The organism is Bordetella sp., from assembly GCF_057362025.1.
The window spans coordinates 1-11,638 of record NZ_JBMQQZ010000004.1 but is presented as its reverse complement, the minus strand read 5'-3'; the positions used below and the strand labels follow the sequence as shown (position 1 = coordinate 11,638).

The 11,638-nt window shown below is 68.1% G+C and carries 11 protein-coding genes; 2 read left to right on the top strand and 9 right to left on the bottom strand.

The genetic code is table 11. The annotated features are described in order from the left end of the window. Nucleotides 1-173 precede the first annotated feature (173 nt). Nucleotides 174-821 carry an IclR family transcriptional regulator gene (locus ACO1P8_RS02495; RefSeq protein WP_486294355.1) on the top strand — a complete coding sequence of 216 codons (648 nt, stop codon included), beginning with the start codon at nt 174-176 and terminating at the stop codon, nt 819-821. 28 nt (nt 822-849) lie between these two features. Here the strand turns inward: ACO1P8_RS02495 and ACO1P8_RS02490 are convergent, their stop codons facing one another. From ACO1P8_RS02490 to ACO1P8_RS02455, 8 genes are read right to left on the bottom strand one after another with little or no spacing between them, the layout of a single operon-like run. Then, nucleotides 850-1,872, bottom strand: a complete 1,023-nt coding sequence (locus tag ACO1P8_RS02490) for an ABC transporter ATP-binding protein (RefSeq protein ID WP_486294354.1) — start codon at nt 1,870-1,872, stop codon at nt 850-852. Beyond that, on the bottom strand, nt 1,869-2,861 hold the full coding sequence (locus ACO1P8_RS02485; protein WP_486294353.1) for an ABC transporter ATP-binding protein: 993 nt from the start codon (nt 2,859-2,861) through the stop codon (nt 1,869-1,871). The genes ACO1P8_RS02490 and ACO1P8_RS02485 overlap by 4 nt, the downstream gene beginning before the upstream one ends. Then, a complete protein-coding gene (locus tag ACO1P8_RS02480; RefSeq protein ID WP_486294352.1) occupies nt 2,858-3,733 on the bottom strand; it encodes an ABC transporter permease in 876 nt (291 codons plus the stop codon). Before ACO1P8_RS02480 ends, ACO1P8_RS02485 begins: the two co-directional genes overlap by 4 nt. Then, the gene (locus ACO1P8_RS02475) at nt 3,730-4,671 is read right to left on the bottom strand and encodes an ABC transporter permease (RefSeq protein ID WP_486294351.1); all 942 of its coding nucleotides are present in this window, start codon (nt 4,669-4,671) and stop codon (nt 3,730-3,732) included. Before ACO1P8_RS02475 ends, ACO1P8_RS02480 begins: the two co-directional genes overlap by 4 nt. Beyond that, on the bottom strand, nt 4,668-5,903 hold the full coding sequence (locus ACO1P8_RS02470; RefSeq protein WP_486294350.1) for an NAD(P)/FAD-dependent oxidoreductase: 1,236 nt from the start codon (nt 5,901-5,903) through the stop codon (nt 4,668-4,670). Before ACO1P8_RS02470 ends, ACO1P8_RS02475 begins: the two co-directional genes overlap by 4 nt. Further along, nucleotides 5,900-7,300, bottom strand: coding sequence for an FAD-dependent oxidoreductase (locus ACO1P8_RS02465; RefSeq protein ID WP_486294349.1), 1,401 nt, complete (start codon nt 7,298-7,300; stop codon nt 5,900-5,902). The genes ACO1P8_RS02470 and ACO1P8_RS02465 overlap by 4 nt, the downstream gene beginning before the upstream one ends. After that, on the bottom strand, nt 7,297-7,593 hold the full coding sequence (locus ACO1P8_RS02460) for a (2Fe-2S)-binding protein (protein ID WP_486294356.1): 297 nt from the start codon (nt 7,591-7,593) through the stop codon (nt 7,297-7,299). Before ACO1P8_RS02460 ends, ACO1P8_RS02465 begins: the two co-directional genes overlap by 4 nt. After that, nucleotides 7,574-8,701 carry an NAD(P)/FAD-dependent oxidoreductase gene (locus ACO1P8_RS02455; protein WP_486294348.1) on the bottom strand — a complete coding sequence of 376 codons (1,128 nt, stop codon included), beginning with the start codon at nt 8,699-8,701 and terminating at the stop codon, nt 7,574-7,576. Before ACO1P8_RS02455 ends, ACO1P8_RS02460 begins: the two co-directional genes overlap by 20 nt. 83 nt (nt 8,702-8,784) lie before the next feature. On the opposite strand from ACO1P8_RS02455, the gene ACO1P8_RS02450 reads away from it, so the two are divergent. After that, nucleotides 8,785-9,705: a LysR family transcriptional regulator gene (locus ACO1P8_RS02450; RefSeq protein WP_486294347.1), complete on the top strand. Its 921-nt coding sequence runs from the start codon at nt 8,785-8,787 to the stop codon at nt 9,703-9,705. A 24-nt stretch (nt 9,706-9,729) separates the two neighbouring features. Here ACO1P8_RS02450 and ACO1P8_RS02445 read toward each other — a convergent pair whose 3' ends face one another. Next, the gene (locus ACO1P8_RS02445) at nt 9,730-11,289 is read right to left on the bottom strand and encodes an ABC transporter substrate-binding protein (RefSeq protein WP_486294346.1); all 1,560 of its coding nucleotides are present in this window, start codon (nt 11,287-11,289) and stop codon (nt 9,730-9,732) included. Between the last annotated feature and the right edge of the window lie 349 nt (nt 11,290-11,638).

The window sequence follows — 11,638 nt, the reverse complement described above, 5'->3', positions numbered from 1 at the left end:
CGCTGTCTTCGTCGAAGACAGCGAAATCCGTGAAAGAGCCGCCGATATCGACGCCTACCCTGTACCCCATGCTGCCCCCGATCCGCGTTGCGGAACATCGTCGCGGCTTGCCATGCGCGGGCAAGCCGGCTAAAATGTTCACTAGATGAACAACAATTTCATGCAGTGGTCAAATGAATGATAATAGGTCGGTCCAGAGGTGTCTAGCGGTTCTGCGGGGTTTTCGCGGCGGCCCAGGGCAATCCCTAACTGCGTTGTCCAAGGCGGCGGATCTGCCCCATTCCACCGTGCTGCGGCTCTTGAACACGCTGCAGGGGGAAGGCTATGTGCGCAAGGAAGGCACGCTGTGGTCGCTGACGCCGCAACTGTTGGAGATCGGCTTCGCGGCGCTGGCCAACACAGGCGTGAATGAGTTCATTCAGTCATCGCTGCAGGAGTTGGCCAACCGGTGCAATGGCACGGTGAATATCGGGGAAAAGAGCAGGGACGAGGTCATCATCATCGCCCGCGCCAGTTCCGACGGAGAGCGGCGCAAGATCGTGGTGGTCAACCTGCGCGTGGGCAGTTCGCTGCCGCGCGACAGCGCCTTGTATTCGGCGCTGGACCTGGCCGAAGACCGGTGGGCCATCGCCCATTACTCGGACCGCAAGGTCACCACCGTGGGCATAGCGCTGTTCAACGGCGATACACGCCGCCTGTCGCTGGGGCTTTCGGTGAACGACGACGAATACCCGCTGCCCCGCATCGAAGGCGAACTTGTCCCCATGTTGCGGGTGGAGCGGGACCGGATCCGGCGCTTGATGCGCCTGGGCGAGGTCTGAGCCGATTGCCCGGTTCCCGAGCGGCTTGCTATTGCGCCGGCGCCAGCGGATAAAAGCAAGCCACGACCCGATCCGCCGCGCCCGAGCGGTGCGTCAGCTCCGGTATGTGCATGGCGCAATCGGGACGCACGTTAGCGCAGCGCGGATGAAACGTGCAGCCCGCCGGCAGGTTGGTCGGCGCGGGGATTTCGCCGCTGATTTTCGCCAGCGCGATGCGGGCGCGCGGGTCCGGCACCGGAGACGAGTCGCGCAGCACCCGGCTGTAGGGGTGCCGCGGTGCGTCCAGTATCTGACGGGTGGGACCCTGTTCGATCACGCGCCCCAGGTACATCACGCACACCGTATCGCAGAAATGCCGGACCACGCCCAGGTCGTGCGACACGAACACGAAGGACAGTCCGCGTTCGCGCTTCAGGCGTTCCAGCAGCTGCAGGATCTGCGCCTGCACCGATACGTCCAGCGCCGATACCGGTTCGTCGGCAACGATCAATTGCGGATCGAGCACCAGCGCGCGCGCGATGCCGATGCGCTGGCGCTGGCCGCCGGAAAATTCATGTGGATAGCGGTCCAGCGCGGACAGCGGCAGCCCGACTTCCTGGATGGTGCGCGATACCTTGGCGTCGATCGTGGCGGCATCGCCCAGGCCATGCACGCGCAGCGGTTCGGCCAGCGTCTGCCGCACCGTCCGCCGCGGGTTCAGCGACGCATAGGGGTCCTGGAAAACGATCTGCATGCGTTGGCGCAGCGCGCGCAGTTGCGCGGTGCCGGCGGTCGCCAGGTCCTGCCCCTCGAAGCGGATGCTGCCCGCATCGGGGTCGATCAGGCGTAGCAGCATGCGTGCCACGGTGGATTTGCCGCAACCGGATTCGCCCACCAGCCCCAGGGACTGGCCGCGGCCGACGTCGAAGGACACCCCATTGACGGCGTGGACGGTTTGCCGGCGCCCGCCCAGCCAGCCGCCGCCGCTGCGGAAGTGCTTCACCAGGCCGTTTACCTGGAGCAGGGGGGCGTGCGGCTCGTCGTTCCGCACAGGCGTATGGGTGCTGTTCATGACTGTCCTTTCGATGGCGCGCGCACCAGGCAGCGCACCTGGTGCGCGCCGTCGACGGCTTCCAGCGCGGGACGTGCCGTGTCGCACCGGGGCTGCCGCAACGGACAGCGCGGCGCATAGGCACAGCCCGGCGGGATGGCCGTGATGGGCGGCACGCTGCCGGCGATGGGTTCGAGCGACTCGGCGTCGGTATCCACGCGCGGCATGGCGCGCAGCAGGGCTTCGGTATAGGGATGCGTGGGCCGCGCGAACAAAGTGTCGACGTCGGCCGTTTCGACGACCTCGCCGGCGTACATGACGGCCACGCGGTCGGCGATCTGCGCCACCACGCCCAGGTTGTGCGTGATGAACACCACCGCCATGCCGCGCGCGGTTTTCAGGTCGGCCAGCAGGCTCAGGATCTGCGCCTGGATGGTGACGTCCAGCGCGGTGGTGGGTTCGTCGGCCAGCAGCACCTTGGGCTTGCAGGCCAGGGCCATGGCGATCATCACGCGCTGGCGCATGCCGCCGGAGAACTGGTGCGGATAGTCGTCGTAGCGGCTGGCCGCGGCCGGTATCTTGACCTCTTCCAGCGCCTGCACCGCCAGGGCGCGCGCCTCGCGCCAGGAAATGCCGCGGTGCTGGCGGACGGCCTCGGCGATCTGGTCGCCCACGGTCATCGTCGGGTTCAGCGACGTCATCGGCTCCTGGAAGATCATGGCAATGGCATCGCCGCGCAGGCGCGCCATCTCTTTTTCGGGCAGGGGGGCCAGGTCCTTGCCTTCCAGCAATACCTGCCCGCCGCCGTGCCGGGCGCCGGTGGACGGCAGCAGGCGCAGGATCGAAAGCGCCGTCACGCTCTTGCCGCTGCCCGATTCGCCCACGACCGCCAGGGTTTCGTTCCGGTCCACCGATAGCGAGACATCGCGTACGGCGGCGTGCCAGGCGCCGCCGATACGGAATTCCGTGCGCAGGCCGCGCAGCTCCAGGACGGCATCCGTTGTGGTCATGAGTGCTCCGAGCGCAGCTTGGGGTCGATGGCGTCGCGCAGCGCGTCGCCCAACAGGTTCAAGGCCAGCACCGTCAGCAGGATCGCGACACTGGGAAAGACGGTCAGCCACCAGGCATCCAGGATGTTCTCGAAGCCCTCGCGGATCATGCCGCCCCAGGTGGCCGCCGGTGGCGGGACGCCCAGGCCGATGAAGCTCAGGGAAGCTTCCGTGCGGATCGCGGACGCCATCCACAGCGAACCCAGCACGACCACGTCCGAGATCATGTTGGGCAGGATATGCACGCCCATCAGGCGCAGCGGACCGTAGCCCAGCGCCCGGCCGGCTTCGACGAAGTCGCGCTGTTTCAAGGCGATGGTGGGCGCCCGCGCCACGCGCACGAAGGGCGCGATCTCGGTGATCGCGATGGCGACGATCAGGTTCTCCAGGCTGGCGCCCAGCATGGCCGCGACCATCAAGCCCAGCAGCAGCGTCGGGAAGGACAGCAGCACGTCCACCAGGCCCATGATGAATTGATCCAGCAATCCGCCGACATAGCCCGCCAGGATGCCCAGCGAGGCGCCGATGGACATCGCGATCAGGATGGCAACGAAGCCCACCAGCAGCGATACGCGGGCCCCGTAGATCAGGCGCGACAGCACGTCGCGGCCGTAGCTGTCGGTGCCCAGCCAGAACTCCGCCGAAGGCGGGTCCAGGCGATAGGCGATGTTCTGCTGCAGCGGGTCGTGCGGCGCGATCCACGGCGCCAGCAGGGCCACCAGGGCGATCAGCAGCAGCAGCCCGAGGCCGACCCAGGATAGGCGATTGCGGCGCAGGGCCTGCCATAGCGCGTTGGGGCGGGTGGCGGGAGCGGGGGCGGCGATGGCGCTCATTTGTATTTCACCCGGGGATCGACCAGCCCGTACACCAGGTCGGTCAGGAGGTTGACGAGGATGACGCAGGCGGCGAAGACCACCATCAGGCCCTGCAGCAGCGTGTAGTCGCGCGTGTTGAGCGCGCCCAGGATCAGCTTGCCCAGGCCGGGCCGGTTGAAGACGATCTCCGTCAGGACCGAGTTGCCGATCAGCGTGCCGAAATACAGGCCGACGACGGTCACGATGGGGATCAGGGCGTTGCGCAGGCCGTGACGCAGCACCAGGCGCAAGGGGCGCACGCCCTTGGCGCGCGCCGTGCGCACGTAGTCTTCGCCCATCACGCCCAGCATGGACGAACGGGTGACGCGCATGACATAAGCGGTCATGATCAGCCCCAGGTTGAAGGCCGGCAGCACCAGCGCGCGCAGCTGCGCGGTCCAGTCGCCCGATACCGTGCTGCCGATGACCGGGAACCAGCGCAATTCGATGGCGAAGGCCAGCAGCATCAGGATCGCCGAGACGAAGGCCGGAAAGGACAGGCCCGTCAACGACAGCACGCGGCCCAGGTAATCCGGCCAGGCGTTGCGCCGCAGTGCCGCCCACATGCCCAGCGGCAGGCCGAACAGCACGCCGATCAGGATGGACGCGGCGGTCAGCTGCAATGTCCAGGGCAGTACCAGGGCCACTTCCTGTAGCACGGTGCGACCGCTGGCCATCGACACGCCGAAGTTGCCCGACAGCATGTCGCGCAGGAAGTGCAGGTATTGCAACTGTACGGGCTGGTCCAGGCCCAGCCGTTCGCGCAATGCCGCCAGCGCCGCGGCGCTGGCCTGGTCGCCCAGCATGACGGCGGCCGGATCGCCCGGTACCAGGCGGACGAGGACGAATACCGCCGTCAGCATGGCCAGCAGGGTGGGTATCGCCAGCAGCAGGCGCTTGACGGCGTAGCGCATCATGATGGTGCTCCTTGCACGGTACGTTGCGCGGTGCCTTGCACGGATGCCGGCAAGGCTTCGGGGGCGGTGCGCGCGGCCCCGGCTACCCATGGCGTGCCCGCGTCCTTGGGCTGGCCCGGCATCAGCCGCCGCGCGTCCAGGTTCTGGATGGCGCGCGCGGTTTGCCCGCGCAATACCAGGTCCGCCATGGCGGCGCCAACGACCGGAACCAGTTCGAAGCCATGCCCTGAAAAGCCGAAGGCATGGAAGACGCCCGGTGCATTGGGCGACGGGCATACCACCGGCAGCAGATCTTCTGTCTTGGCTTCCAGTCCGGCCCACACGCGCACGATGCGGATGTCGCGCACCGCGGGAAACAGATCCGTGGACGCCTTCGCGCCCTTGGCCAGCACGCGCATGCGCGCGGTGGAGGTTTCCTTGTCCAGGTCCGGTATGCCCTGCAGGCCGCCGCCGATGACCAGCGTGCCCTGGTCCGATTGCTTGAAGGATAGGGACCGTCCCATGATGGAGACCACCGGCCGGATGAATGGGCGCAGCCGTTCGCTGACCATCATCATCGATGATTTGGTGGCCAGCGGGATATCGTCGCCCACCAGCGCGGCAATGCGCGCGGACCAGGCTCCCGCCGCATTGACCACCGCCGGCGCCGTCCATTCCCGGCCGCCTTCGCCGACGATGCGCCAGTCGGCGCCGCGCCGTTCGAGGGCGACGATGCCGCAATGTTCCACCAGTTCCGCCCCGGCTTGCAGGGCGCTGGCGCGGAAGGCCCGCAGCGCGCGGTGCGGATCGGCCGCGCCGTCGCGGCGCGCGATCGACGCGCCCACGCAGTGCGTGCTCAGTTCCGGCAGCAGGCGGCGCAGCTCGTCGGGGCTGATGATTTCCTCGTGCGTGTAGCCGGACGCGCGCAGGCCGTCCACCCGCGCCTGCAGGCGCGCCAGCGCCGCCGGGTTCTCCGCCACGCAGACCTGGCCGTTCGCATGGAAGCCGCAGTCGTCGCCGACCAGGCCCGCCATGCCGTGCCACATGTCCATGGCTTCCAGCGACAGGTCCAGTTCGCCCAGGTCGCGATTCAAGGTGCGCACGCCCGCGGCAGTGGCGCCGGACGCGTGGCGCCCGACCCAGTGTTTTTCCACCACGACGACGCGGGCACCGCCGCGCGCCAGGTGCAGCGCGGCGGAAAGGCCATGCAGGCCGCCGCCGATGATGACGGCATCGTAGGCACGATGGCTCATTTGGCGTCGTCCCCGGTGTCCAGGCTGGCCAGTTCGCCCAGCGTCAGCGGCTTGAGGGGAGGGCGGATACGGTAGAAGCCGACTTCGGCCACCGGCCGCCGCTGTTTATCCGCCAGGATGTGCGCGATGGTGTACCCGCATTGGCGCCCCTGGCAAGGGCCCATGCCGGCGCGGGTAAACGATTTGATCTGGTTGGGACCGGGCTGGCCCAGGTCCGCGGCCTTGCGGATATCGCCGGCGGTGAGCTCCTCGCAGCGGCAGACGATGGTGTCGTCGGAGGGCGCGAAGACACCGGGCCGGGGCGGATACATGGCGTCCAGCATGGGGCGCAGGCGCAGCATGTCCGCCAGGGTCCGGCGCACCGGGGCGGCCGCCGAAGCCGCTGCCGCTTCGTCTATTTTCCCCGCGCGCAGCGCCATGCCCAGCGCCGCGATCTCGCCGCGCGCGGTCGCCGCCGTGGCCCCGCCGATACCCGCGCCGTCGCCGGCTACATAGATACCGGTCCGGCTGGTCTGGCCCCAGTCGTCCAGGACGGGCGCCAGGCAGGCCTGGCGGTCGCTCCAGGTATGCTCGCATTCCAGCGCGCGTGTCATATGGATGGATGGCACGACGCCCTCGTGGGCCAGCAACACGTGCGCGTCTGCGCGCACCGTGCGGCCGTCCCGCGTGGTGTATTCGATCTGCTGCAGGCGGCCTTCGCCCAGCGCGCGAAACTCGCGCACGCCGCGGATGCGGCGCACGCCGGCGCGGCGCAGTTCGCGCAGCCAGCCCAGGCCCTTGCCCACCTCGCCGGCACGCCGCAACGCATCGGCCAGATAGGGCAGCGCGCGGCGCCAGCCGTCGGCGGGCGAGGTGTCCAGCCAGCCGGCGACGCGGCCGCCGGCGCGCAGCAGCTGCGCCAGGTAAAGCAGCACCAGGGGCCCGCTGCCGGCGACCCAGACCGGCTGGGACGGTACCTGGCGCGAGGTCTTCAACAGGATCTGCGCCGCGCCCACGGTCAGCACACCGGGCAGTGTCCAGCCGGGGAAGGGATTGGGGCGTTCCTGTGCGCCGGTGGCCAGCAGCACCTGGGCGGCGCGCACGACCTCGGCGCGGCCCGCGCGGGTCATGTACACGTGCCAGTCCGGCTCGATCTGCCACACCTGCGTGCCTGGCTCGTAGACGGCGCCGCAGCGGCGGAAGGACTCCGCCAGCGCCGCGCCGGCGCGGTATTCGTCGCCCAGCAGCCCGCCCACCGGCGTGGCGGCCACGGTTTCCACGGCGCGCCAGATCTGGCCGCCCGGCGCGGGCTGTTCGTCCACCACCAGCACGGCCATGCCGTTCCCGCGCAGCCGGATGGCGGCGCTCATGCCGGCGGGGCCCGCGCCCACGATCACCACATCGAATTCGCGGATCATGGCAGCACGCTCCGCTTGCCGAACTGGCGCTGTACCTGCATGCCTTCGCGTACCGGGACCAGACAGGTCTGGGTCGACGCCACGCCATCGACGATGGCCAGGCAGTCGAAACACACGCCCATCATGCAGTAGGGCGCGCGCGGGCTTTCCTGCACGGGGGTGGTGCGCGTGGCGGGCGTCTGCTGCCGCAGCAGTACCGCGGCCACGGTTTCGCCGGGCTCGGCGGATACGGCCTCGCCGTCTATGTAGACCTTCAGCGCCTGCGCGCCGGGTTCATGCAGCTTGCGAAACATCGAAGCGCTCATGGTGAAAGGCATCCAGAGAGGCCGGCAGCGCGCCGCCGTCCAGCGCGCGAGCCAGCGGCCCCGCGTGGAAGGACGCCAGCGTGACGCCGGAATGACAAAGCGCGGTCCACGCGCCGGAATACTGGGCCGAGCCGGCATACACCGGTCGGCCGTCGGGAGTCATGACGCGCAGGCAGGCCCAATGGCGCACCAGGCGCGCGCCGGCCAGGTCGGGCAGCACCCGCAGGGCCTTGCGGCTCATGCGGGCGGCTGCGTCGGTGGTGGTGTTCAGGTCGTAGCCGACTTCCTCCTGGGTGACGCCGATCATGACCGTGCCTTCGCCGGTCTGCCGCACGCCGCTGGCCGGCAACGGCAGCAGGGGAGCCAGGCGCTCGGTGACCAGCAGCTGGCCGCGCTGGGGTCGCAGCGGCACGTCCAGTCCCACCATGCCGCCCAGGGCGCTGGAGCCCAGGCCCGCCGCGATCACGACGCTGGCGCCGGCGTGGCGTGCGCCGCCGGCATTGACCAGGAAGCCGCCGCCGGCCTGCGGTTCGATGGCCTGCACGGGATGCCGGCTAAGGAGCACGCCCCCGCGCCGCAGGAAGGCGCTCTGCAGCGCGGCCAGCAGGCGCAGCGGATTCAGGTGGGCGTCCTGGCTGCAAAAGCTGGCGCCGGTGACCGCGCTGCCCAGGCGCAGGGCCGGGAAGCGCCGCGCGAGCTCGCCGGTGTCCAGCATCTCGATGCAGTCCGGCAGCTCCGGGGTATTGGCATCCCATTGCGCCATGCGCCTGGCGCGGTCCTCGAATTCGTGGTCGCCCAGGCAGAAATGCAGGCCGCCGCGATTCTCGTACTGCAACATGATGCCCGTTTCGCGTTCCAGGTCGCGGGCGAGGTCCGGCCACAGGCGCGCCGCCTCGTGAGACAGCCGCTGATAAGGGATATTGCCGTAGCCTTTGCCCTGCACCCAGACCAGGCCGAAGTTGGCCTTGGCCGCGCGGTAGTCGGTATCGGCGCCGTCGAGCAGGAGTACGCGTTTTCCCTGGCCCGCCAGGCCCATGGCAATGGCGGAGCCGACCATGCCGGCACCGGCGACGATGAAGTCGTACTCGCGGTTCATGCGATTTTCCCGGTCGCGGTTAAGCTATAACCCGAAGCGCCGCAGGCGCGCGGCCATTTCGGCAGGGTTATAGGGGTGTATACGTGGCGGAAACACTGAATCTTCGGCAGATCGAGGCGTTCAAGGCGGTGATCGAGCACGGCACGGTCAGCCAGGCTGCGACGGTGCTGGGCGTCTCGCAGCCGGCGGTCAGCAAGCTGCTGGCGCACCTGGAAGCCGACAGCGGCCTGCATCTGTTCGACCGCGTGCGCGGCAAGCTGGCCGTCACGCCGCACGGCATGCGGTTGTACGAGGAAATCGACCGCATCTTCACCGGCTTGCGGCAGGTCGAGCAGGCAGTCGATTCGATACGCCGCGACGAGCAGCGCACCCTGTTCGTCGGCGTGCTGCCCGCGCTGTCGGGTTCCTTCATTCGTCGCGTGACCATGACCTTCCTGCGCCATCATCCCGACGTGCGCGTCAACATCCAGACCCGTGGCTCGCAGTTCCTTGCAGATTGGCTGGCCACCCGGCAGATCGATGTGGCGCTGGTCGGCAGCCGGGTCGACAACCCGTATATCGACCGCGAGCCGATGTTCCGTCAGCCCTTGATGTGCGCCTTGCCCGTCAACCACGAACTGACGCGCAAGCGCGTGATCCGCGCCCCGGACCTGGCCGGCCTGCCTTTCATCGCCTTCGGCGCCGACAGCCAGACGCACCAGCTGGTGCAGTCGGCATTTGACCGGACAGGCGTCCGCCTGAACGTGGTGCTGGATACCAATACGGCGCCGACCGCATGCGAGTTCGTGGCGGCGGGCCTGGGCGTGTCCTTGTTTCATCCGCTGTTTGCCGATGGCTTTCAGAATCGTCTCGTGTTGCGGCGTTTCGACCCGGAAGTGCAGTTCCACTTCCAGTTGTGCACGATGCGGGCGTCGCGCAACGCCGGCCTGGTCGAGGGTTTCGTGGCGGCCGCGCGCGAGGTCGCCGCGCAGGTCCCGCGCGATGTGCGCAAGGCGCGCGGCTGATCGCGCCGCGCGCGGACCAGGGCCCTAGCGTTTGACTGTGGTTGCCTCCGTGACCGGCGGCTGCAGGTTCAGCGCGCCTTTCAGGGCATAGCCGTAGTCGACGCCGTTACCGTGGGCCCAGACCTGCTTCAGGCCGAACAGCGGAATGGCGCAGACGTCGTTATGGATCTTGATCTGCGCGTCTTTCCACAAGGCCAGTTGTTTCTTGGTATCCGGCTCCTTGCGGGCGGCGCGGATATCGTCATCGGCCACCGCGCAATGCGAGAAGTTCGACTGCGCCGCGGGCGCGCCGATCGCCGCGGACGAATCGTAGAACTCGCTCAGGTAGGCATCCGCGTTGGGAAAGCGCGCCGCACCGTAGAACACCAGGGCGCTCTGGTCCTTGCGGCTTTTCGCTTGATACGTCGCGTGGTCCACGACTTCCATATCCAGCTTGATGCCGGCCTTGGCCAGTTGCGCCTGGATGATTTCCATGATGGGCTGCTGGGCCGAAATGTTCGACACCACGGACTTGATTTCGATGCCGTTGGGAAAGCCCGCCTCGGCCAGCAGCTTCTTGGCCTTGGCCACGTCGTAGGTATAGGCGCCGGCGCTGCAGTCCTCGCCCAGATAGCCGTTGGGCACCACCGAACAGCCCTTGTCCGCCACGTCCTTGCCGGCGTAGCGCACGATCTCGTCGACGTTGACGGCGGCCGCGATGGCCTGGCGCACTTTCAGGTTGTCCAGCGGCTTGATGGTGCGGTTGATGTGCAGCGTGCGGAATTCGGCGGGATCGAAGATGTCGACCTTCATCCCGCGCTTGGCCGAGCGTTCGACCCAGCGTTGTTCGCGCTTGCCCTGCATGATGTCGATTTCGCCGGAGGTAAAGGCCAGTTCGCGGGCGCTGTCCGAAGGAATCATGCGGTAGACGATGGCGCCGACCTTGGGCTTGCCACGGAAATACGCGTCGTTGGCCACCAGTTTGACGTACTGCTGCGTGACATGCTCGGCGAACGCGTAGGGGCCGGTGCCGATGGGGCTCGCGCCGAACTTGTCGCCCAGCTTTTCGGCAGCCTTCATGCTGACGATATTGCCGCCATGGTAGTTCGATACGCGGCCCAGGAAGGCGGCGTCCGGGTACTTCAGCGTGACGCGCACGGTGTAGTCATCCACCGCCTCGACCTTGTCCAGCACATCGAAGGTGGACGCGAAGCTGGACCGCTTCGGATCGGCCGCGCGTTGCAGCGAATAGACCACGTCGGCGGCCTTCAGCTCGCCGTAGCCGCCGTGGAATTGCACGCCCTTGCGCAGATGGAAGGTCCAGATTTTGCTATCTGGCGACGACTCCCAGCTGGTGGCCAGGTCCGGCTCCAGCGCCTTCGGATCCGCGCTGCCGGGCGGGAAGCGCACCAGCGCGTTGAACATCTCGGAGACCACGCCCTTGTCCACTGTGGATGTGGCGCGATGCGGGTCCAGCGTCGCGTTGTCGGCGGCGCCGGAACTGATGCGCAGTTCCGGCCTGTCGGCGGCGCTGGCCGGCGTGTTGGCGGTAGCGCCCAGTGCGAGCAGGGCGATGGCGAGGACGGACAGGACAGGACGTTTCATGATTCCCCTTGAAGGCCGCATGTGGAGTCGCGACGGTCGCAAGGTAGATCGGCATGTCTATAGCGTCAAGGTCGCTAAATGACTACGGCTATTCCTGGGGGTTATAGGATGCTTTCGGGTGCGCAAGGCGCCCCAGGGAGCCGGGCTCGAACTCCACGCGATGTAATGGTTATTACGGATAAGCTGCCGTTACAAAAAAGGCCCCCACGCTGCGCCGGCAAGCCGGCTTGCTGCCCCCCGAGGGGGCTTTTTGCCTTGGGGCGGCCCGGCGGCAAAAAGGGCCCCCACGCTGCGCCGGCAAGCCGGCTTGCTGCCCCCCGAGGGGGCTTTTTGCCTTGGGGCGGCCCGG

What these genes read in the sequence shown, in the direction of transcription:
- ACO1P8_RS02465 (WP_486294349.1), bottom strand. Translation starts at nt 7,300, where the DNA reads ATGATCCGCGAATTCGATGTGGTGATCGTGGGCGCGGGCCCCGCCGGC.
- ACO1P8_RS02495 (WP_486294355.1), top strand. Translation starts at nt 174, where the DNA reads ATGAATGATAATAGGTCGGTCCAGAGGTGTCTAGCGGTTCTGCGGGGT.
- ACO1P8_RS02445 (WP_486294346.1), bottom strand. Translation starts at nt 11,289, where the DNA reads ATGAAACGTCCTGTCCTGTCCGTCCTCGCCATCGCCCTGCTCGCACTG.
- ACO1P8_RS02470 (WP_486294350.1), bottom strand. Translation starts at nt 5,903, where the DNA reads ATGAGCCATCGTGCCTACGATGCCGTCATCATCGGCGGCGGCCTGCAT.
- ACO1P8_RS02485 (WP_486294353.1), bottom strand. Translation starts at nt 2,861, where the DNA reads ATGACCACAACGGATGCCGTCCTGGAGCTGCGCGGCCTGCGCACGGAA.
- ACO1P8_RS02475 (WP_486294351.1), bottom strand. Translation starts at nt 4,671, where the DNA reads ATGATGCGCTACGCCGTCAAGCGCCTGCTGCTGGCGATACCCACCCTG.
- ACO1P8_RS02460 (WP_486294356.1), bottom strand. Translation starts at nt 7,593, where the DNA reads ATGTTTCGCAAGCTGCATGAACCCGGCGCGCAGGCGCTGAAGGTCTAC.
- ACO1P8_RS02480 (WP_486294352.1), bottom strand. Translation starts at nt 3,733, where the DNA reads ATGAGCGCCATCGCCGCCCCCGCTCCCGCCACCCGCCCCAACGCGCTA.
- ACO1P8_RS02455 (WP_486294348.1), bottom strand. Translation starts at nt 8,701, where the DNA reads ATGAACCGCGAGTACGACTTCATCGTCGCCGGTGCCGGCATGGTCGGC.
- ACO1P8_RS02490 (WP_486294354.1), bottom strand. Translation starts at nt 1,872, where the DNA reads ATGAACAGCACCCATACGCCTGTGCGGAACGACGAGCCGCACGCCCCC.